Origin of the sequence: Sphingomonas sp. FARSPH, assembly GCF_003355005.1 — a bacterium.
Classification (GTDB): Bacteria; Pseudomonadota; Alphaproteobacteria; order Sphingomonadales; family Sphingomonadaceae; genus Sphingomonas.
In genome coordinates this window covers 2,042,116-2,062,946 of the sequence record NZ_CP029985.1, presented here as the reverse complement: position 1 = coordinate 2,062,946, position 20,831 = coordinate 2,042,116, and the positions used below count along the sequence as shown (strand labels likewise).

The 20,831-nt window shown below is 67.7% G+C and carries 16 protein-coding genes; 5 read left to right on the top strand and 11 right to left on the bottom strand.

The features are described 5' to 3' along the window. Positions 1–99: 99 nt before the first annotated feature. The 4 genes from DM480_RS09775 to DM480_RS09760 form a co-directional block, all read right to left on the bottom strand. Complete coding sequence (locus tag DM480_RS09775) at positions 100–894, bottom strand: TorF family putative porin (protein ID WP_115378651.1); 795 nt, start codon at positions 892–894, stop codon at positions 100–102. A gap of 211 nt (positions 895–1,105) precedes the next feature. Next, on the bottom strand, positions 1,106–2,320 hold the full coding sequence (metC, locus tag DM480_RS09770; RefSeq protein WP_232833944.1) for a cystathionine beta-lyase: 1,215 nt from the start codon (positions 2,318–2,320) through the stop codon (positions 1,106–1,108). Next, a complete protein-coding gene (gene sseA, locus DM480_RS09765; protein ID WP_115378649.1) occupies positions 2,310–3,173 on the bottom strand; it encodes a 3-mercaptopyruvate sulfurtransferase in 864 nt (287 codons plus the stop codon). Before sseA ends, metC begins: the two co-directional genes overlap by 11 nt. Positions 3,174–3,240: 67 nt before the next feature. Continuing rightward, on the bottom strand, positions 3,241–4,788 hold the full coding sequence (locus DM480_RS09760; RefSeq protein ID WP_115378648.1) for a cryptochrome/photolyase family protein: 1,548 nt from the start codon (positions 4,786–4,788) through the stop codon (positions 3,241–3,243). A 29-nt stretch (positions 4,789–4,817) separates the two neighbouring features. On the opposite strand from DM480_RS09760, the gene queF reads away from it, so the two are divergent. The 3 genes from queF (at position 4,818) to DM480_RS09745 (ending at position 8,998) form a co-directional block, all read left to right on the top strand. Beyond that, positions 4,818–5,264: a preQ(1) synthase gene (gene queF / locus DM480_RS09755; protein ID WP_115378647.1), complete on the top strand. Its 447-nt coding sequence runs from the start codon at positions 4,818–4,820 to the stop codon at positions 5,262–5,264. 130 nt (positions 5,265–5,394) lie between these two features. Beyond that, complete coding sequence (locus DM480_RS09750; RefSeq protein ID WP_115378646.1) at positions 5,395–7,665, top strand: glycosyltransferase family 4 protein; 2,271 nt, start codon at positions 5,395–5,397, stop codon at positions 7,663–7,665. A gap of 49 nt (positions 7,666–7,714) precedes the next feature. Next, positions 7,715–8,998 carry a glycoside hydrolase family 130 protein gene (locus DM480_RS09745; protein ID WP_115381114.1) on the top strand — a complete coding sequence of 428 codons (1,284 nt, stop codon included), beginning with the start codon at positions 7,715–7,717 and terminating at the stop codon, positions 8,996–8,998. Positions 8,999–9,011: 13 nt separating this feature from the next. On the opposite strand, the gene DM480_RS09740 is transcribed toward DM480_RS09745, so the two are convergent. From DM480_RS09740 to DM480_RS09730, 3 genes are read right to left on the bottom strand one after another with little or no spacing between them, the layout of a single operon-like run. Further along, positions 9,012–9,938, bottom strand: coding sequence for a bifunctional riboflavin kinase/FAD synthetase (locus DM480_RS09740; RefSeq protein ID WP_115378645.1), 927 nt, complete (start codon positions 9,936–9,938; stop codon positions 9,012–9,014). Positions 9,939–9,957: 19 nt separating this feature from the next. Continuing rightward, on the bottom strand, positions 9,958–10,422 hold the full coding sequence (locus DM480_RS09735; RefSeq protein ID WP_115378644.1) for a dihydrofolate reductase: 465 nt from the start codon (positions 10,420–10,422) through the stop codon (positions 9,958–9,960). Further along, complete coding sequence (locus DM480_RS09730) at positions 10,419–11,213, bottom strand: thymidylate synthase (protein ID WP_115378643.1); 795 nt, start codon at positions 11,211–11,213, stop codon at positions 10,419–10,421. Before DM480_RS09730 ends, DM480_RS09735 begins: the two co-directional genes overlap by 4 nt. A gap of 98 nt (positions 11,214–11,311) precedes the next feature. Between DM480_RS09730 and DM480_RS09725 the strand changes: the two genes are divergently transcribed. Next, a complete protein-coding gene (locus tag DM480_RS09725; protein WP_115378642.1) occupies positions 11,312–11,701 on the top strand; it encodes a JAB domain-containing protein in 390 nt (129 codons plus the stop codon). Between the two features lie 27 nt (positions 11,702–11,728). Here the strand turns inward: DM480_RS09725 and DM480_RS09720 are convergent, their stop codons facing one another. The 4 genes from DM480_RS09720 to DM480_RS09705 form a co-directional block, all read right to left on the bottom strand. After that, positions 11,729–12,469 (bottom strand): class I SAM-dependent methyltransferase, encoded by a 741-nt coding sequence (locus DM480_RS09720; RefSeq protein ID WP_115378641.1) that lies wholly within the window; start codon positions 12,467–12,469, stop codon positions 11,729–11,731. Beyond that, positions 12,469–13,596, bottom strand: a complete 1,128-nt coding sequence (prfB, locus tag DM480_RS09715; protein WP_115378640.1) for a peptide chain release factor 2 — start codon at positions 13,594–13,596, stop codon at positions 12,469–12,471. Before prfB ends, DM480_RS09720 begins: the two co-directional genes overlap by 1 nt. Positions 13,597–13,652: 56 nt before the next feature. Beyond that, positions 13,653–16,154, bottom strand: coding sequence for a penicillin-binding protein 1A (locus tag DM480_RS09710; protein WP_115378639.1), 2,502 nt, complete (start codon positions 16,152–16,154; stop codon positions 13,653–13,655). 106 nt (positions 16,155–16,260) lie between these two features. Beyond that, complete coding sequence (locus DM480_RS09705; RefSeq protein ID WP_115378638.1) at positions 16,261–17,526, bottom strand: N-acetylmuramoyl-L-alanine amidase family protein; 1,266 nt, start codon at positions 17,524–17,526, stop codon at positions 16,261–16,263. A gap of 474 nt (positions 17,527–18,000) precedes the next feature. Here DM480_RS09705 and DM480_RS09700 point away from each other — a divergent pair, with 474 nt between their 5' ends. Further along, positions 18,001–20,733, top strand: coding sequence for a ribonuclease E/G (locus tag DM480_RS09700; protein ID WP_115381113.1), 2,733 nt, complete (start codon positions 18,001–18,003; stop codon positions 20,731–20,733). The last annotated feature ends 98 nt before the right edge of the window (positions 20,734–20,831 follow it).

The window sequence follows — 20,831 nt, the reverse complement described above, 5'->3', positions numbered from 1 at the left end:
GGGGAGGGGTCTGGGGGTGGGGCGTGTCTCACCTAGACCGGCGCCCGTGTCTCCCCCACCCCAACCCCTCCCCTGAAGGGGAGGGGCTTTGCATCAAGATCAGAAGCTCGTCCCCACATAGGCGAGCACGGTCGAGCCGCGGCCCAGCCGCTCGGCGAAGCGGTTCTGGTTGCTGATGTCGGTGCCGACATAGCTGACGCCGACCTTGAGCGGACCGCCCACCGCCTCGGCGGTCGCGGACCAGTCGAAATAGTCGTCGTCGCGGCTGCCCGGGATGTTGAGCGAGCCGAGCGCGCCCTTCGAATAGCCCAGATGCCCCTTCAGCGTGATTGGTGTCGTCGGGATACCGACCGATGCCTCGCCATAGGCATAGATGTTGCTGTTGTTGTTGGTGCGCACGTCGAAGCCGGCGAGACCCTTCTGCCCGTCCCACGCGTAAGCGACGCCCGCCTTCGTCGACACCGGTCCGACGGTGTAGGTGACCGAGGCATAGGGTTCGAAGAAGTCGGTGTTCTGGCCCTTGAGACCGCCCGGATAGTAATAATAGAGCAGGCCGACATCGACACCCACGCCGTTCTTCAGCGTCTTGGTGAAGCCGCCGTACAGATCGACCTCCGCCTGGCCATAGCCGGTCAGCGCGGGCGTGCGGCCCGACCCGTCGATCGTCGACATGAAGGTGCCGACATAGAAGCCCGACTTGTGGTTGAGGTTGAGCGTCGTCTGCAATGCCGGGCTGCTGTCGCTCTGCGTCGCGCCGCGGAAGCGATAGTCGCTGATCAGCGTCGTGCCGCCCGATAGCTTGAGCGCGGGTGGTGGCGCCGTTTCGTCCTGCGCGAGCGCGGGCGCGGCGCTCGCCAGCGCAAGGCCGCCAAGCAGGATAGTGGTGAAGCGCATCGTGTCCCCTTTCGGATCAAGGTCGATGTCCCCGCCTGCATGCCTCCGGTGGCCCGCATCTTCCGCCGTTACCGGGCAGCGCGCGAGACTCGTCCGAAGCGCGACGAGGATGCGCGACTATCCTGCACCGCACAACAATTTGTGTACGGCCGGTGAGCGATTCGTAACGGAATGTTGCCGAAATGCCGCGCCAGTTAGCGCGGCAGCGCGATCACATCGCCGCCCGGAAGGCTGCGAGCCCGCGATCGAGGTCGGCGATCAGGTCATCCGTGTCCTCCAGCCCGATCTGCAGCCGCACCACCGGCCCCGGAAAGTCGCGCCGCGCCACCGCGCGGATGCGCGCGACGTCGACGGGGATGGCGAGGCTTTCATAGCCGCCCCAGCTGTAGCCGATGCCGAACAGGTCGAGCGCGTCGATCAGCGCGGCGCGCGCCGCCTCGCCCCCGCCGGCGAGGACGAAGGAGAACAGACCGCTCGATCCCTTGAAGTCGCGCACCCACAGGTCGTGGCCGGGACATCCGGGCAGCGCGGGATGCAGCACCTCCGCCACCTCCGGCCGGTCCTGCAACCAACGCGCGATCGCGAGCGCGGAGCGCTGATGCTGGTCGAGCCGCACCTTCATCGTGCGCAGGCCGCGGCTGCCGAGCCACGCGTCGTCGGGACTCGTCACCTGGCCGAGCTGGTAGCTGACGTCGCGCAAGGCGGCATAGCGTCCGTGCGCCGCGGTGACCGACCCCATCATCACGTCGGAATGGCCGACGACATATTTGGTCGCGGCGAGGATCGTATAGTCGATGCCGTGCGCGATCGCGGGAAAGAACAGCGGCGTCGCCCAGGTATTGTCGAGCAGGGTCGCGACCCCGCGCGCCTCCGCCGCAGCGACGATCGCGGGCACGTCCTGCACCTCGAAGGTCAGGCTGCCCGGGCTTTCGAGGAAGATCGCCCGCGTCCGCTCGCCGATCAGATCGGCGATGCCTGCGCCGATCAGCGGGTCGTACAGGCGCGTCGTGATGCCGAACCGCTTGAGCAGGCCGTTCGCGAGGCTGCGCGTCGGCTCGTAGGCGCTGTCGACCAGCAGCAGTTCGTCGCCCGGCGACAGCACCGCAAGCAGCGCGGCGGCGACCGCCGCGACTCCCGATGGGTATAGGAATGTTGCCTCCGCCCCAGGCTCCAGCGCGGTCAACGCATCGGCGAGGCTCCATTGCGTCGGCGTGCCGCGGCGACCGTAATAGAGGCGATGATGCGTGTCGCCATGGCCGTTGGCGCGCAGGTCCGCGATGCTGTCGTAGAGGATGGTCGAGGCACGCCAGACCGGCGGGTTGACGATGCCGGCGGTCCATTCGGGGCGGCGGCCCGCCTGGACGACGCGGGTCGCGTCGGCCAGGCGAGCTTCCGGGGAGGTTTCGTCGTCGGAGTTACGCGTCAACGGCTTCCTTGGCTCCCATGGCCTTGGGGGTCGAGCGGTCCGCTCCCCATTCCGACCAGCTGCCGTCATAGATCGGCATGTCCTTGCCGACCAGATGCGCGCCGAAGGCGAGCACCGCCGCGGTAATGCCCGAACCGCATGTCGCCACCATCGGCCGGTCGAGGTCGACGCCCGCGTCCGCGAACGCCCGGCGCAACGCGTCGCCCGTCTTCCATGTCCCATCGGCGTTGAACAGCTGGCCCTGCGGCAGGTTCTTCGATCCCGGAATGTGGCCCGCGTGCGTCGCGGGGCGGGGATCGGGCTCCTCGCCAGTGAAGCGTGCCGCCGATCGGGCGTCGATGACCTGCTCCGCCCGGCTGTCGACGTTCGCCTTCATCTGGTCGAGCGTGCGGACGGTCTTCGTATCGACCCAGACGGTGAAGTGGCGATGCCGCGACGTTTCCCTGCCGCTCGCCGTCTCGCGCCCCTCCGCCTGCCATTTGGCGAAGCCGCCGTCGAGGATCGCGACATCGTGCGCGCCGAAAGTCCGCAGCATCCACCACGCCCGCGCCGCGGTATGGTGCGGCGAATTGTCGTAGAGGACGATGCGGCTGCCATCGCCCAGCCCCAGGCTCTGCATGCGGCTGGCGAATTTCTCGGCGCTCGGCAGCATCATCGGCAGGTCGCTGTCGGTATCGCGCAATTCGCCCAGGTTCATGAACACCGCGCCGGGGATGTGCGCCGCCTCATATTCCGCGGCGGCATCGCGCGGCGCCTCGCCGGGGAAATTGGCGAAATAGGTGGCATCGACGATCCTGAGGTCGCTCGCACCCATTTCCTGGGCCAGCCATGCGGTCGTCACCAACGCATCCATCACACGTCCTCCATCCACGTTTACACGTTCACGTCCGGGCTACGCTGGGGAGGAGTGCCCGGTGCACTCAATAGCCGCCTTCGCCGCCCGAGTCGAGAGCCTGCAAGAATGTTTTAGCCTGGGCACGCGTTTCGTTACGAGATTGCGCCGATTGCTTCTTCCATGTCGCATACGGCATACGCAGGCGGGGATTGTCCCCCAATCTGTCCTCGTGCCGGGCGAGGAAATCCCAATAGAGCGCGTTGAACGGACAGGCGTCGTCGCCGACGCGTTTCTTCACGTCGTAACGGCACCGCCCGCAATAATCGCTCATCCGGTCGATGTATGCGCCCGACGAAATATAGGGTTTCGAACTGAGCAGCCCGCCGTCGCCGAACTGACTCATCCCCAAGGTATTGGGCAGCTCGACCCATTCATAGGCGTCGATATACACTTCGAGATACCAGCGATGCACCGCGGCGGGGTCCGCGCCGATCAGCAGCGCGAAATTGCCGGTGACCATCAGCCGCTGGATATGATGCGCGTGCGCCGTCGCCAGCGTCTGGCCGATCGCCTCCTTCAGGCAATGCATGTCGGTGTTGCCCGTCCAGTACCAGCCCGGCAGCGCGCGATGGTGGTTCAGGAAGTTGCGGTCGACATAGTCCGGCCCTTCGCGCCAGTAGATGCCGCGCATATATTCGCGCCAGCCGATGATCTGGCGGATATAACCCTCGACCGCGTTGAGCGGCGCGCGGCGAGCGCGATATTCCGCCTCTGCCCGGCGACAGAGGTCGATAGGATCGAGCAGGCCGGAATTGATGTAGGGCGACAGGATCGAATGCCACAGGTGCCGCTCGCCGGTGAGCATCGCATCCTCGTAATCGCCGAACAGCGGCAGCGCCTCGGCGAAGAAGTGCGCCGCCTGCGCCTCCGCATCCGCAGCGGTGACGGCCCACGCGAAGCCGTCGAGGCTGCCCGGATGATTGCCGAACCGCCGCTCGACCAGCGCGAGCACGTCGCGGGTGATCGCATCGGGTTCGAACGCCAGCGCCTTGGGCACGAACAGGCCGCCGCCCGGCGCGGGCTTGCGATTGTCCTTGTCGAAATTCCACCGCCCGCCCTCCGGCTTGCCGTCCACCATCAGCAAATCGGTGCGGCGGCGCATATCGCGATAGAAATATTCCATGGTCAGCTGGCTGCGCCCGTCCGCCCAGGCGGCGAAATCGGCGTGGCTGCACAGGAAGCGGTCGTCGGCGCGGATTTCGACGGGCACTCCGAACCGGGTCGACCAGCCATCGAGCATCCCCGCGACGCGCCACTCGCCCGCCTCGGTCACCACGATCCGCCGCGCCCCGTGGCGTTCGAGGGCGCGCGCGACCTCGGCGGTGAAACTGCCGCCGTTGTCGGGATCGTCGAGCGCGACATAGTCCACCGTCCATCCCGCGTCGCGCAGCGCCGCGGCATGGTGGCGCATCGCGGACAGGATGTAGGCGAGCTTCTGCTTGTGGTGGCGGACATAGCCCGTCTCCTCCGCCACCTCCATCATCAGCACGACCGTATCCTCCCGATCGGCGTCGCGCAGCGACGCGATCGTCGGGGTCAGCTGGTCGCCGAGGATGGGAACGAGCGTTTTCATTGCGGCGTGAAGCTCCTACATGCGCGGCCATGACCCCGATGCATCTCGGCCAGACGAGCCACCTGCCCGCTTCTCCGGAAGAAGCTATCCTGGATTATGTTCCCAATCCGCGCGCCGGCACGCTCTATTGCGTCCGCTTTGCGGCGCCCGAATTCACCTCGCTTTGCCCCGTCACCGGCCAGCCCGATTTCGCGCATCTGGTGATCGATTACGCCCCGCGCGACAGGATCGTCGAATCGAAGTCGCTCAAGCTGTACCTGGGCAGCTTCCGCAACCACGCCGCCTTTCATGAGGATTGCACCGTCGGCATCGGCCAGCGCCTGTTCGACGAGATGGCACCGGAATGGCTGCGCATCGGCGGTTACTGGTATCCGCGCGGCGGCATCCCCATCGATGTCTTCTGGCAGAGCGGCGCGCCCCCCGCGACGCTGTGGCTGCCCGATCAGGGCGTCGCGCCCTATCGTGGAAGAGGTTGATCTGCCTCAATAAACTCGCCGTCGTTGCGTTGCAGCAATACTGCAACCTTTTAGCCCTGTCGCGTGTTCATGGTGCCGCAAGGTTGCCGGTACGTCCGGCGGACTTTCGGCGGCATATGAAGGGTTTGGCATGGCGGGCAACGCGGCGACGGGCAGCATCAACCATCTGGCGCTAATCGGCAACTTCCTGCCGCGTCAGTGTGGTCTGGCGACCTTCACCACCGATGTCTGGCAGGCGATGCGGGACCGCTTCCCGGAGGTACGCGTCGACGTTTACGCGATGGACGACCATCCCGGCCGCTACGCCTATCCGCCCGCGGTCACCGCCGCGATCCCGCAGAACGAGCTTGCCGCCTATGTGGACACGGCACGCGCCATCGAAACGAGCGGTGCCCAGGCGATCTGGGTGCAGCACGAATACGGCATCTATGGCGGCCCCGCGGGCGAGCATCTGCTGACCCTGCTCGATCGGACCACATTGCCGGTGATCGCGACGCTGCACACCGTGCTCGAAAAGCCCAACGCCGACGAACGGCGCGTCATGGAGGGCCTGCTGCGCCGCTGCGCCAAGGTCGTCGTGATGGCGGAGCGCGGGCGCGAGATCCTTCGCCGCGTCTATGGCGCGAACCCGCGCCAGATCGCGATGATTCCGCACGGCGTGCCCGACCGCGCCTTCGTCGATCCCGAACAACTCAAGCCCCGTTTCGGTTGGGAAGGGCGCGAAGTCGTGCTGACCTTTGGCCTTCTCGCGCCGAACAAGGGCATCGAGACGATGATCGAGGCGTTGCCCGCGGTTGTCGCCAAGCATCCCCATCTGCTTTACGTCGTGCTCGGCGCGACGCACCCCAATCTCGTTGCGCATGAAGGGGAAGCTTATCGCGACCGGCTGAAGGCGCAGGCCGCCGAGCTCGGCATCAGCGACAATGTCGCGTTCATCGACGGCTTCGTCGAGCACGACGAACTGATCGACTATCTGCAGGCCGCGGACATCTATGCGACGCCGTATCTGAATCCCGCGCAGATCACGAGCGGCACGTTGTCCTACGCGGTCGGCGTCGGCAAGGCGGTGATTTCGACGCCATACGTCCATGCGACCGAAATCCTCGCAGACGGGCACGGCGTGCTGGTCGACTTCCGCGACGTCGCCGCCTTCTCGCGCGAAATGGAGCGGCTGCTCGCCAATGGCCGTGACCGGACGCGACTGGCGCAGCGCGCCTACGACCGCGGCCGCACCATGATCTGGCCGCGCCTCGCCGAAGCGACGCTGGCGCAGGTGGAGGCGGCGGTCACCGCGCACCCTAAACGGCTCAGCCAGTCGCATGCGAAAGCAAAACCGCTCGCGCCCAATTTCGCCGCAGTCGAGCGGATGAGCGATGCCACCGGCATGCTGCAACATTCGATCTATTCGGTGCCCGACCGTCGCCACGGCTATTGTATCGACGACAATGCCCGCGCGCTGATGTTGATGAGCGCGATCGATGACATCGATCCGGTGGTGCGTGACAAGTGGACGACGATCTACGCGTCGTTCCTGCAATATGCCTGGAACCCGGAAGCACGGCGGTTCCGCAACTTCATGAACTTCGACCGGACGTGGTGCGAGGACGTCGGCAGCGAGGACTCGAACGGCCGCACGATCTGGGCGCTGGGCGTCACCGCACGTGACGGCCGCGAACCGAAGCATCGCGACTGGGCGAAGTCGATGTTCGATGCGACGGCGAGCTGCGCGCTCGAACTCGGGTCGCTGCGCGCGCAGTCGTTCGCCATGCTCGGCGCCGCCGCGATGCTGGAGGCATCGCCCGGTCACAAGCTAGCGCATGCCATCCTGGAACGCTTCCCCGACGATCAGCTCGCATTGCTCGAGGAGGCGCGGCGACCACAATGGCAGTGGTTCGAGATCGTACTCGCCTATGACAATGCGCGCCTGCCGCAGGGTATGATCCGCGCGGGCATGGCGCTGGGCCGTCCCGAACTCGTCGCGCGAGGGCTGGAGACGCTCGATTGGATCGTCGCCAAGCAGACCTCGCCCGAAGGCCGGTTCCGCGCGGTCGGCACCGAGAGTTTCCACCGCCCCTACGCCGAACCGTTGCAGTTCGACCAGCAGCCGCTGGAGGCGCAAGCGACGGTGGATGCGTGCGCCACCGCGTTCGAGGCGACGGGCGACGAGCGCTGGATCGTCGAGGCGGAACGTGCCTATGCCTGGTATCTCGGCCACAACGACCTCGACCTGCCGCTCGCGACGAGCACGGACGGCGGCTGTTTCGATGGTCTGATGCCGACCGGGCTCAACCGCAACCAGGGTGCCGAGTCGATTTTGGCGCTCCAGTTGGCGAATTGCGCGATTTCGGCTCTTTCAAAGAACGCCCAAGGCGTGGCAGGGACCGGTCGCGTCGTCGCGTGATCGTTCACGGGGCGGCGGCCTGAAACGACCGGTGAGGCTGTACCCCGCGATGGAGTTGTTCAACCACGATCTGCGGCTGCACGCCGATCCGTCGCGCGTCGTCGTGCGGCCGTTCCACATCGCATGGGGTGGCAAAGGCGGCGCGCCGAACCGGACCGAGCGGCTGGTCGGCGAAGTGCTGCGCATGACGGCGCAGCAGGCGCGCGACGAGCTGGAAGAGGTGCTGAAGGACTTCGAGGCGCGTCACTGGCAGACCCGCCGCGTGTTCATGACGCGCTACGACGAGATCGCCGACCTGCTCGGCCTCGACGGCAGCGAGATCGGCGACGAAAAGCGCCAACTGATCGGCGCGTATTTCTGCCACGAATACAGCTACGCCGCAGCCGCGCTGATGAATCCCAGTGCGGTGCCGCATTTCGATCAGTCGGGCATGCCGCCGGGGTCGATGCGCATCCTGATGTCACTGCGCTCGGTCGGTGAGGGGCACATCAGCTCCGTCGCGTTCCGCGAAGGCATCATCACCGACGAGAACCAGCTGAAGCTGGCGCCCGAGCCGCCCTTCGCCACCGCCGCCGACGTTGCGGAAGGGATCGAGGACGAGATGCCGGAAGGCCCCGTTACCGTCTATCGCCACCGCGATTCGACGCTGTCGGGCACCGTCATCTTCCCGATCACCAGTGCCCAGTCGAAGGGGCTGGAGGATCTGCGGATCGTGCATTTCCAGCATGACGACGGCAGCTTCGAATGGATCGGCACCTACACCGCCTATAACGGCTCGGTCATCCAGTCCGAACTGATGCGCACGCGCGATTTCCGCGCGTTCGACCTGGTGCCGATGAGCGGCCCGGCGGCGCGCAACAAGGGCATGGCGCTGTTCCCGCGCAAGGTCGGCGGCCAGTATATGATGATCGGCCGGCAGGACGGCGAGAATCTGTTCCTGCTGAAATCCGACACGCTGGAACATTGGGACGAGGGCGAGAAGATCCTGACCCCCGTCTATCCGTGGGAACTGGTGCAGATCGGCAATTGTGGACCGCCCATCGAGCTGGACGAAGGCTGGCTGCTGCTGACCCACGGCGTCGGCGCGATGCGCAAATATTCGATCGGCGCGGTGCTGCTCGACAAGGACGATCCGTCGAGGGTGATCGGCCGCACGGTCGAGCCGATCCTGGCCGCCAAGGATCAGGATCGCGAAGGGTACGTGCCCAACGTCGTCTATTCGTGCGGCGCGATCCGCCACGACGACACGTTGTTCCTGCCCTATGGCATCGCCGACAGCTCGGTTGGCTTCGCCTTCGTCAAGATCACGGAGATGCTCGCCGCAATGGCGTGACGCGCGGCGGCGGTCAGCCGTCCAGGATCGCTCGCGCCCGCGCGCAGTCCGCATCCATCTGGCGGACGAGCGCGTCGAGATTGTCGAACTTCGCCTCCGGCCGAAGGTATTCGACCAGCGCGACTTCGATCGTCTGGCCGTACAGATCGCCGGCGAAGTCGAAGAAATAGGGTTCGAGCAGTTCCTTGGGCGGATCGAACGTCGGGCGGATGCCCAGGTTCGCCGCGCCGTTCAGCACGCGCCCATCGCCAAGCCGCCCGGTCACCGCATAGATGCCGTAGGCGGGGCGCAGATACTTGCCCATGTCGATATTGGCGGTCGGATAGCCGATCGTGCGGCCGAGCTTGTCGCCGTGCTGCACGACCCCTTCGATCGCATAGGGCCGCGTCAACAGCCGCGCCGCCGCGCGCATTTCACCCAGGCGCAGCGCGGCGCGGATACGGCTGGACGAGACGATCTCGCCGTCCAGCGTGACGGGGGCGACCGTCTCCGCGGTGAAGCCCAGCGCGGCGCCATAGGCGGCGAGATCGGCAACGCTGCCGCGCTTGCCCTGGCCGAAGGTGAAATCCTCTCCGGTCACGACGCCGCCGACCCGCAGCGTTTCGACGAGCCGCTGCACGACGAAATCCTCGACCGACAGGGCGGCGAGCGACGCGTCGAAATGGAAGACGACCATCGCATCAACGCCCGCCGCGGCGAACAACTGCTCGCGCTGGTCGAGCGTCGTCAGCCGGAACGGCGGCGTGTCGGGGCGGAAGTGGCGGACCGGATGCGGATCGAACGTCGCGACGAGCGCGGGACGTCCCTGTTCGCGCGCGCGCGCGACGGCGCGGCCGACCACCGCCTGATGGCCCAGGTGAAATCCGTCGAAATTGCCGAGCGCGACGATGCCGCCGGCAAGGTGCCGCGGAATGGCCGAGCCGCCGTCCAGCCGCTCCATGACGCGCGCCTATAGGGGGCTAACGAACCAGTGTCACGAAGCTGTACGCCGGCCGGCCGTCCACCGCGGCATAGTCCGCGCGCGCCGCCTCGCGATAACCCGCGAACGGCGGCACGACCGCATCGCCGTCGAAGGCACCGTGAACCTCGGTCAGTTCGATCCGGTCGGCGTCGAACAACGCGAAGATTTCCGCACCGCCGATCACCGCGACCTCGCCTGCGCCGGCGCGCGCCAGCGCGTCTGCCGGATCGTGCGCGACCTCCGCACCCGGCGCGGACCAGCCGCGATCGCGCGTCAGCACGATATGCCGGCGGGCGGGCAGCGGCGCGGGAAAGCTGTCGAACGTCTTGCGCCCCATCACCATCGGCTTGCCCGTCGTCAGCGCCTTGAACCGTTTGAGATCGGCGGGAAGATGCCAAGGCAGCTGCCCGTCGCGGCCGATCACGCCATTGTCGGCGCGCGCGAGCACGAACACGATCGTCATACCGCGACGGGCGCCTTGATATGCGGCTGCGCGACGTAATCGTGCAGCACGAAATCCTCGTACGCATAAGCGTCGATCGACGGCGGGGTACGGACGATCTCCAGGCGCGGCAGCGGGCCGGGATCGCGCGTCAGCTGCATGCGCGCCTGGTCGAGATGGTTGAGGTAGAGATGGCAGTCGCCGCCCGTCCAGATAAAGTCGCCGACCGCCAGCCCCGCCTGCTGCGCGAGCATGTGCGTCAGCAGCGCGTAGCTCGTGACGTTGAACGGCACGCCCAGGAAGATGTCCGCCGAACGCTGGTAGAGCTGCAGGCTCAGCCGCCCGTCCGCGACATGCGTCTGGAACAGGCAATGGCACGGACTGAGCGCCATGGCGTGGAGGTCGCCGGGGTTCCAGGCGGTGACGATCTGGCGGCGACTTGCGGGATTGGTGCGGATCGTGTCGACCAATTCTCGGATCTGGTCGATATGCCGCCCGTCCGCCGCGACCCAGTCGCGCCACTGCTTGCCATAGACCGGACCAAGATCGCCGTTCGCGTCGGCCCATTCGTCCCAGATGCTGACCTTCTGCTCCTGAAGCCAGCGGACGTTGGTGTCGCCGCGCAGGAACCACAGCAGTTCGACTATGATCGAGCGCAGGTGCAGCTTCTTCGTCGTCAGCACGGGAAAGCCCTGCCGCAGGTCGAAACGCATCTGCGCACCGAAGACCGACAGCGTGCCGACGCCGGTACGATCCTCCTGCCGGCTGCCGGAGGTGAGAACGCGGTCCATCAGGTCGAGATACTGGCGCATCGCCACCGCCTACCCTGCGCGCCGCGAGTCGCCAAGCATGCCGCCATTCCGGACGCGCTTTGCGGTGAAGCGCGAAGGCGCAGGCGGCAGGATGGTCCGTGCATCCCGCGCCCGCCCTACCCCGTATCGCCGACGTCGCCGCCGCGACCGCGCTGTTCGCGGACCTGCGGGGCGGCGCTGTCGAGCGCGCGGCGGTCGCTTTACTCGATCCGGAATGGAGGCTTCTGGCACGGCTGGACTATGAAGGGCATGTGGTCGCGGTGTCGCCGCCGCTGCGCGACCTGATCCGTGCGGCGCTGGTCCAGGATGCCGCCGCGCTGATCCTCGCACACAATCACCCGAGCGGTTCGGCGACGCCGAGCGCAGACGACCTGGCCTACACGCGCGCGCTGGCGCGGGCCGCGGAGCCCGTCGGGGTGACGCTCGTCGACCATCTGATCCTGACCGCGACCGCGACGACGAGCTTCCGGACGCTGGGCCTGCTCTGATCCTTCGCCGCGTCGATATCGGGCGCGTCAGCGCAGGCGGCATGCCTTGATCTGCGCTGGCTCCGGCCGCGCGCCGCTCGGCTGGAAGGTCGCCATGTAGCCGCCCGCCGACGGCATCGGCGACTGCGACACCAGGCGATAGCCGACCGCGGCGAATTCGCAACGGAGCAGTTCGGGCGGCGTGCCGTGATCCTGCGGCCGGCGGTCCGCGTCGACCACCACGACGAGGCCGTCCGGCTTCACCGACGGGCGCAGCCGCCACAGGAATTCATAGGGCTGCGCGATCTCGTGATACATGTGCACCATCAATACGCGATCGAAGCTCTTTTCGGGCAGCTTCGGATCGGCGGGTTCGCCGAGGCGCACGGAGACGTTCTCCAGGTCCTCGCGCGCGACGCGGTCGGCGAGTGCGTCGCGGACGCTCGCGACGATGTCCTCCGCCAGCACGCGCCCCGTCTTGCCGACGCGCTGCGCCAGGCGGATCGTATAATAGCCCTCCCCCGCACCGATGTCGGCGACGGTCATGCCGCGGCGGATTTTCGCCTTGTCCATCACCTCGGTCGCCTCGTTCAGCCGATCGCGCGCCTCTTCGTTCGACCAGCGCGACGAGACGATATTGGCGACGGGGCGATCGGCGGCGGGGAACGGCCCCGGCTCCTCGGCATCGTGGCGGATCAGCGGTTTCGACCCGTCGCACGCGGCGAGCAGCAGCAGCGCGCACAGCACGCCGTCCACCCAACCCCGCCCGATGCGACGCGTCGCGTCCATCAATCGACGTCCTCGACGTCGACCTTCTCGCCCGTCACGCGCTGCGACAGCGCCGCCGCCATGAACGGATCGAGCGCGCCGTCGAGCACGTCGCCCGGCGCGGTGGAGGTGACGCCGGTGCGCAGGTCCTTCACCAGCTGATACGGCTGGAGGACGTAGGAGCGGATCTGATGCCCCCAGCCGATGTCGGTCTTGGTCGCATTTTCCGCGTTGGCCGCCTGCTCGCGGATCGCCAGTTCACGCTCGTACAGGCGCGCGCGCAGCTGGTTGTACGCCTCCGCCTTGTTCTTGTGCTGCGAGCGCTGGTTCTGGCACTGGACGACGATGCCGGTCGGGATGTGCGTGATGCGCACCGCGGAATCGGTGGTGTTGATGTGCTGGCCGCCGGCGCCACTCGCGCGATAGGTGTCGATGCGCAGGTCGCTTTCGTTGTATTCGACCTCGATATTGTCGTCGATGACCGGATAGACCCAGACGCTCGAGAAGCTGGTGTGGCGCCGCGCCGCGCTGTCATACGGGCTGATCCGGACGAGGCGGTGGACGCCGCTTTCGGTCTTGGCGAAGCCATAAGCGTTCTCGCCCTTGACCAGCAACGTCGCGGATTTGATCCCCGCCTGCTCGCCCGCGTGGTAGTCGATCAGCTCGACCTTCATGCCGCGGCGTTCGGCCCAGCGCGTGTACATACGCTGCAGCATGCCCGCCCAGTCCTGGCTCTCCGTACCACCCGCACCCGAGTTGATCTCGATATAGGTATCGTTCGCGTCCGCCTCGCCGGCGAGCAGCGCCTGAACCTTGTCGTGCTCGGCGCGCGCGGCGAGCGCCGCGAGCGCCTCGACGCCCTCCGCCTCCATCGCGGTGTCGCCCTCGGCCTCCGCCATCTCGATCAGTTCGACGGTATCGTCGAGTTCGCTCTGGATCGCTTTGGTCGCGGTGATCGCCTCGTCCAGGCGGCGACGCTCGCGCATCACTTCCTGCGCGGCCTTGGGGTCGTTCCACAGCGCCTGGTCCTCGACGCGCGCATTGAGTTCGTCGAGCCGGCGCAGCGCGCGGTCCCAATCGAGGAAGCGGCGCAGCAGCGCCAGCGCGTCCTTGATGCGGTCGACATGGGATTGCGCTTCGGCGCGCATGAAACGTCTCCGGAAAATTCGAGAATGGCGGAAGGGCCGCGACTATGGAAGCGGCGCTAGTAGATTCCGCCTTCCCTTTGCAAGAAATCGCTGTCGCGCTGGCCCTGCGCCTTGGGTGCGGCGGTGGTCGCCGCGGGGGCGGGGCCAGCGTGGCGCGCAGCGCGGCGGGGTTCGCTTTCGGGCTTGAACGCTTCCCAGATCACCGCCGGCTTGGGATCGCTGTCGGTCGGGAAGGTGCCATAGACCGGACGACCGCTGGCGCGATCGATGCGCACCATGCGGATGCCCGGCGCGGCGCGGAACGGCAGCTTTTCCAGCCCGTCATACGCCTTGACCGCAAATTCCTTGAAGATCGGCGCGGCAACCGTGCCGCCCTCCGCCGCGCCCAGTCGGCGCGGACTGTCGTAGCCCAGATAAAGCCCGCCGATGAACTGCGGCGTGCCGCCGATGAACCAGACGTCGGTCGGGCCCGTCGTCGTCCCCGTCTTGCCGAACATCGGCCGGTCGAGATCGCGCAGCGTCGTCGCGGTGCCGCGCTGGATCACGCCTTCGGTGATATGGACCATCTGATAGGCGGTCATCGCGTCGATCGCCTGGCGCGTGCGGTCGCGCGGACGCGGCATCGCCTTGCCGTTCCAGTCGGGCGCGTTGCAGCCGTCGCAGGCGCGCCAGTTTTCCGGCCAGATCACCTGGCCGTGGCGATCCTGCGCGAAATCGACCAGCGTCGGCTCGTGCGCGCGCCCCTGATTGGCGATCGTCGCATAGGCGTTGACCATGCGGCTGACCGTCGTCTCGCCCGCGCCCAGTGCGATCGCCAGATAGGGCGAATAGGTGCCAACGCCGAGGCGCTTCATCACGTCGACGACCTTGGGCATGCCCGTCGTGGCCGCGGCGCGCACCGTCATGAGGTTGCGCGACTGTTCGATGCCCCAACGCATCGTGTGCGGCCCCGCCGCGCGCATGTTGGCGAAGTTGCGGAAGCACTTCTGCCCCAGCCGCGCGCCCTGATAGACGCAATAGGGACCGTCGACGATGATCGTCGCGGGCGTCATCCCGTTTTCCAGTGCGGCGGAATAGATGATCGGCTTGATCGTCGATCCCGGCTGGCGCATCGCCTGCGTCGCGCGGTTGAACGCCTGGATACGGCTGTCGAAACCGCCCTGCATCGCCAGCACGCGGCCGGTCGCGGGTTCCTCGACGACGAAGCCGCCCGACACCTTGGGTATCGATCGGATCGCCCAGCCGCCGCCTTCCGGCGCGACCGCGATGATGTCGCCGGGCTTCAGCGCCGAAAAGCTGCTCGCTGCGCCGCCGCGCACCGGCATCGCCGCGCGCGATCGTGGCAGCTCGGCGGTCTTGCCGTCGGCGAAGCCGATCTGCCAAGCGTCGCCGTTTCGCGCGATGACGATCGCGGCGCGCCAGTCGGCATAATCGAGCGCGATGTTGGTGTTGATCAGCGCGCCAAGCCAATTGTCGCCGTCGATATCGACATGGCGCATCGGCCTCGACCAGCCGCGTCCACGGTCGTAGCGGACCAGGCCGTCGCGCAGCGCCTGCGTGGCGAGGTCCTGAAGCCGCGTGTCGAGACTGGTGCGCACCCACAGGCCGCCCGCATAGACGCTGTGCGGCCCGTCGCGCGACGTCTCGCCGAACTTGTCGATCAGCTGGCGGCGCACCTCCTCGACGAAATAGCCGCCGACGCGCTCGAACTTGGGGGTGCGGCGCAGCACGGTGCCGAGCGGCTCGGCGACCGCCCGGTCGTGCTGGCCTTGCGTGATGAAGCCGTTCTTCAGCATCTCGCCCAGCACCCAGTTGCGCCGTGCCAGCGCGCGGTCGGGGTGGCGAACGGGATCGTAGTTCGACGGGCCCTTGGGCAGGATCGCGAGATAGGCGAGCTGCGCGAGATCGAGTTCGGGCAGTTCCTTGTCGAAATAGGCGTGGCTCGCCGCCTCGACGCCGAACGCGTTACGCCCCAACGCGATCTGGTTGAGGTAAAGTTCGAGGATTTGCGGCTTTTGTAGCGTATCCTCGATGCGGAAGGCGAGGATCGCCTCCTTGAGCTTGCGCGTGGGCGAATATTCGTTGCCGATCAGCAGGTTCTTGGCGACCTGTTGCGTGATGGTCGATCCGCCGCGCGCGCGCTTCCCGGTGCCGAACTTGCGCGCGTAATCGACCACCGCGCCGGCGAGGCCGGGATAATCGACGCCGTGATGCTCGAAGAACGTCTTGTCCTCCGCCGCCAGAAAGGCGCGCACCAGCAGCGGCGGATATTCGGCATAGGACAATTCGACGCGCCGTTCGCGGGCGTAGGACTGGATCGGGCTGCCGTCATTGCCGCGCACGTTGGTGGGCAGCGGCGGCTCGTAGGTGCGCAGCTGCGCGACGGAGGGCAGATCGCGCAGGATCGTGATCCACAAGACGCCATAGCCGATTGCGGCAAGCACCGCGAGCACCGCCAGCGCCTTCACCCACCAGCGCCCCCGCACGCGGCGCAGCGCGCCGCCGACTGCGTCGCGGAACCTGGTCATGCGGGTGATGCGGGGGGGATCGGACGCCATAACGATGGCCGCGGCTGTAGCAGGTTCGCGGGACGTTGCCAGCCGGGTTGCGGCTGGCCGTGCCGATATGGGTGCCCCCGGTTTCGGCCGGTACGGCGAGCCCAGGTTACCGGCTGGCTATCTGGCGGGCGAAGTGGACCTCGACCGCGCGCGTCACGCTTTCCGCGATCTTGCCGCGGCCGTCGCGGCTGTCGAGGAAGGCAGCGTCGCGCGGATTGGAGATATAACCCGTCTCGAACAGGATCGATGGCATGTCGGGCGCCTTCAACACCATCAGCGACGCCATGCGGTGGAAGACGTCCTTGGTCGGGATCAGCGGCTTCGCCTCGCGGCCGAGCAGGCGGGCGAAATTGGCCGAGGTGTTCATCGTCTCGCGCTGCGTCAGGTCGATGAGGATCGACGACACGTCCGCCGGTGCACTGCCCAGGTTGACGCCGGCGATGACGTCCGCCTTGTTCTCGCGCGTGGCGAGGCGCGCGGCCTCCTTGTCGGACGCGACCTCGGACAGGGTGTAGACCGACGCGCCCGTCGCGTCCCCGCTGCCGACGCTGTCGCAGTGGATCGAGATGAACAGGCTGGCGTGCAGCCGCCGCGCGATGCCGAACCGTTCGCGCAGGACGAGGTAGCGGTCGTCGTCGCGGGTCAGCGCGACGCGCACCCGCCCGCTGGCGAGCAATTCGTCGCGGATCGCCCGGGCGATGCGCAACGTCACGTCCTTTTCGCGCAGCCCCGTGTCGGGATTGATCGCGCCGGGGTCGACGCCGCCATGGCCGGGGTCGATCACCACCAGCGGCCGGTCGTCGTCGCCGGCGACGCGTGGCAGCTTCACCCCGCGCGAGGGCGGCGGCACGGGCACCGACACCTTGTACCTGGGGCGCGCCGCCCAGTTGCCGAGGTCGAAGGGGAAGAAGCTGAGCGGTCCCGCCGCGCTCGCCGCGGCGAAGCGCGCGATGTCGACCGTCTGGAGCGACAGCGTCAGGCGGCGACCGTCGGCATCGAAGCCGCCGTCGCCGATCACCGCAGGCTGCGCGAGATCGAACAGCAGCCGCGTGCCGCCCGCATGCGCGATCTGGCGAACGTTGGTAACCGGGCCGCCGGGCATGGCGCGCAGGCCGGGCATGGCGCGCAGGCCGGGCATCGCGCCCGCGACGTCGACCGCGATCTGGCGCGTACTCTTCAGGATCAGGCCGGTGGCGTCGGGAACGGGGCCGTCGAAACGGATGTCGATGCGCCCGTCGACGACCGCCACGCTGCGCACCGCCGTCGCCGCGGTCGCGGGACCGCCGACGAGCCATCCGGCGAGGAGGGCGAAGAACGCGAACACGGCACGTATTTGCCGCTTCACCCATCCCCGGGTCCAGCGAAAAACCATCGTTACCCCTTTGGCGATCCCGTTGTGATCGCGAGGAGTTCGGATAGGCGCCAAGGCCCTGACGCGGGGTTGCGCGGCACGGTTAACATCGCGTTCGGCACGATTTTGCCGGCCGCACCGGCAATATCCCGCCGGTTGCGATGCGCGTTCGGTGATGCTACCTACCCAGTCGCACCCGTGCGTCGCGACTGTGTCCGCGACACGCCGGTCATCCGCACCGTCCTGGCGCGGGATTTAACCAGGTTGACGCTCGCATGACGCACTTCTCCATGTCCCGACACCGCCCGGCCCCGGCCGGCGGGTGCGTGGGCGTGTGGGCGGGCCGTGCCCCCCGACGTGCCGGGCGAGCAGACGCATCTTTGCCAAACACCCGCGCCGACACGATCGGCGCGCCTTATCATCGCGCGCCCCGCCCTGCTGCCGGCCCTGCCGCACCACCGGGACGCGCGTGGAGACTATTCAATGACCACGCGCATGCTGATCGACGCACGCCACCGGGAAGAAACCCGGGTCGCCGTCGTCAAGAACAATCGTATTGAAGAATTCGACTTCGAATCCGCCGAACGCAAGCAGCTCAAGGGCAACATCTATCTCGCCAAGGTGACGCGCGTCGAGCCGTCGCTGCAGGCGGCGTTCGTCGATTACGGCGGCAATCGCCACGGCTTCCTGGCGTTCAGCGAAATCCACCCGGATTATTACCAGATCCCCAAGGAGGATCGCGACGCGCTGCTGCGCGAAGAGGCGGAGCATGCCGCCGAGGAAGCCGCGCTGCGCGCCGAACATGACGGGGACGACGAGGATTTCGACGGCGACCACGACGCCGCCGACCATGACGACGATCGTCACCACGACGAGCATGACGACCATGCCGAGGACGGCGAGGCGCCCGCCGCCGGCACGTCGAAGCGCCCGCGCGGCAACGGCAACGACGACCAGGTCGAGGCGCTGCGCCAGCGCCGAATGAACCTGCGCCGCCGCTACAAGATCCAGGACGTGATCCGCCGCCGCCAGGTGCTGCTGGTCCAGGTCGTCAAGGAAGAGCGCGGCAACAAGGGTGCGGCGCTGACCACCTATCTCAGCCTCGCCGGCCGTTACTGCGTGCTGATGCCCAACACGTCGCACGGCGGCGGCATTTCGCGCAAGATCAGCAACGCGGCCGACCGCAAGCGGTTGAAGTCGATCATGGCGGATATGCAGCTGCCCTCGTCGATGGGCTGCATCGTGCGCACCGCGGGACTCCAACGCACCAAGACCGAGATCAAGCGCGACTTCGACTATCTGGCGCGCCTGTGGGACGGCATCCGCGAGAACACGCTGCATTCGTCGGCGCCGGCGCTGATCTACGGCGACAGCGATCTCATCAAGCGCGCGATCCGCGACATCTACAATCGCGAGATCGATGAAGTCATCGTCGAGGGCGAGGAAGGCTATCGCCACGCCAAGGACTTCATGAAGCTCTTGATGCCGAGCCATGCGCGGCGCGTGAAGCAATATGCCGACGCAGTGCCGCTGTTCCAGCGCGCGCACGTCGAGGATCAGCTGGCGGCGATGTACAACCCCGTCGTCCAGCTGAAGTCGGGTGGCTATCTGGTCATCAACCCGACCGAGGCGTTGGTGTCGATCGACATCAACTCCGGCCGGTCGACGCGTGAGCACAACATCGAGCAGACCGCGACGGCGACGAACCTGGAAGCGGCGAAGGAAATCGCCCGCCAGTTGCGCCTGCGCGACATGGCCGGCCTCGTCGTTATCGACTTCATCGACATGGACAACGGCTCCAACGTCCGCAAGGTCGAAAAGGCGATGAAGGAGGCGCTGAAGGACGACCGCGCGCGTATCCAGGTCGGCCGGATCAGCAGTTTCGGCCTGATGGAGATGAGCCGCCAGCGCCTGCGCACCGGCGTGCTCGAGGCGTCGACGCGCCCCTGCCCGCATTGCGAGGGCACCGGCCTCGTTCGCACCGCCTCGTCGTCGGGCCTGTCGGCGCTGCGCCTAATCGAGGACGAGGCCGCGCGCGGCCGCGGCTCGGTGCTGACGCTGCGCGCGAGCCAGGAAGCGGCGATCTACGTGCTCAACAAGAAGCGCGGCGACATCGCGGAGATCGAGGATCGCTATGGCGTGATCGTCGAGATTCTGCCCGATCGCGAGGAGGAGGGCGCGCGCATGTCGGTCGAGGCGAGCGGCCCGCCGCCCGCGCACGCCCCGAAGATCGAGCCTTTGGTCGAGGATCTCGACGATGACCTGCCCGAGGAGATCGAGGAGGAGTTCGACGAGGAGGACGAGGTCGAGGCGGAAACCGATACGCGTGCCCCGCGCGAGGAGCGTGGCGAAGGCGAGGATGGCGAGGGCCGTCGTGGTCGCGGCCGCCGCCGCCGCCGCGGTCGCGGCCGTGGTCGTCGCGACGAGCAGAACGGGCAGGACGGGCAGCATGCCGAGGCGGACATCGCGCCGGCGGATGACGACAGTGCCGAGGATACCGGAGACGACGAGGCGCATATCGACGCCGAGGACGATACCCCCACCGACCAGGCGCAGGGCGAAAAGCGCCGCCGCCGCGGTCGTCGCGGTCGTCGCGGCGGACGTCGCATCGTGGAAGGCACGATCGACGCCGCCGAGGGCGCGGATGCTGAGGCCGGCGACCCCGCCGCGCCGGAGCTCGAGCCGATCGTCGAGGCGGGCGACGCCGGGCCGGTGACCACGGGCCTTGACGCCCCCGTCACCGAGCCGGTCGAGGACGCACCCGCCGAGGCACCGCGCACCCGTCGCCGCCCCCGTGCACGCAAGACCGCCGACACGGCGGTCGAGACGGCAGCGCCCGCGCAGCCGGCAGCCGACACGGTCGCCGCCGAGGTTGCTCCCGCCGCCGAAGCCGCGGAGGCGGTGCCCGCCGCCAAGCCCAAGCGGACGCGCAAGAAGGCCGCGACCGTTGCGCAAGACGTGCCGGTCGTCAGCGAAGCACCGGCGGAAGCCACTGCCGAGCCAGCGCCCAAGCCGAAGCGGACGCGCCGCAAGGCGACGCCCGCCGCGACCGCGGACGCGGGTACGGAAGGCGCGCCGACGCAGGCCGCCGCCGCGCCGGTGCCCGACACCCCCGCCCCTGTGGCGGCGGAACCGGCCGGCGACGACACCGGCGCTGACGCCAACCCGGCCGATGACGCCGGCGAGACGCCGCGCCGCGGCTGGTGGCAGCGCACCTTCGGCGGCTGACCATCCGCGCCAAGACGGACGATCGAAAGGCCCTTCCGCCCCGTGGCGGGAGGGCCTTTTGCCGTTTGGCCGGTTGCATCGGTGAGCGACCTATCCGC

Excerpts from the sequence above, each read along its gene's own strand:
- DM480_RS09775 (WP_115378651.1), bottom strand. The coding sequence starts at position 894 with ATGCGCTTCACCACTATCCTGCTTGGCGGCCTTGCGCTGGCGAGCGCC.
- sseA (WP_115378649.1), bottom strand. The coding sequence starts at position 3,173 with ATGGATGCGTTGGTGACGACCGCATGGCTGGCCCAGGAAATGGGTGCG.
- DM480_RS09760 (WP_115378648.1), bottom strand. The coding sequence starts at position 4,788 with ATGAAAACGCTCGTTCCCATCCTCGGCGACCAGCTGACCCCGACGATC.
- queF (WP_115378647.1), top strand. The coding sequence starts at position 4,818 with ATGACCCCGATGCATCTCGGCCAGACGAGCCACCTGCCCGCTTCTCCG.
- DM480_RS09750 (WP_115378646.1), top strand. The coding sequence starts at position 5,395 with ATGGCGGGCAACGCGGCGACGGGCAGCATCAACCATCTGGCGCTAATC.
- DM480_RS09745 (WP_115381114.1), top strand. The coding sequence starts at position 7,715 with ATGGAGTTGTTCAACCACGATCTGCGGCTGCACGCCGATCCGTCGCGC.
- DM480_RS09740 (WP_115378645.1), bottom strand. The coding sequence starts at position 9,938 with ATGGAGCGGCTGGACGGCGGCTCGGCCATTCCGCGGCACCTTGCCGGC.
- DM480_RS09735 (WP_115378644.1), bottom strand. The coding sequence starts at position 10,422 with ATGACGATCGTGTTCGTGCTCGCGCGCGCCGACAATGGCGTGATCGGC.
- DM480_RS09730 (WP_115378643.1), bottom strand. The coding sequence starts at position 11,213 with ATGCGCCAGTATCTCGACCTGATGGACCGCGTTCTCACCTCCGGCAGC.
- DM480_RS09720 (WP_115378641.1), bottom strand. The coding sequence starts at position 12,469 with ATGGACGCGACGCGTCGCATCGGGCGGGGTTGGGTGGACGGCGTGCTG.
- prfB (WP_115378640.1), bottom strand. The coding sequence starts at position 13,596 with ATGCGCGCCGAAGCGCAATCCCATGTCGACCGCATCAAGGACGCGCTG.
- DM480_RS09710 (WP_115378639.1), bottom strand. The coding sequence starts at position 16,154 with ATGGCGTCCGATCCCCCCCGCATCACCCGCATGACCAGGTTCCGCGAC.
- DM480_RS09705 (WP_115378638.1), bottom strand. The coding sequence starts at position 17,526 with ATGGTTTTTCGCTGGACCCGGGGATGGGTGAAGCGGCAAATACGTGCC.
- DM480_RS09700 (WP_115381113.1), top strand. The coding sequence starts at position 18,001 with ATGCTGATCGACGCACGCCACCGGGAAGAAACCCGGGTCGCCGTCGTC.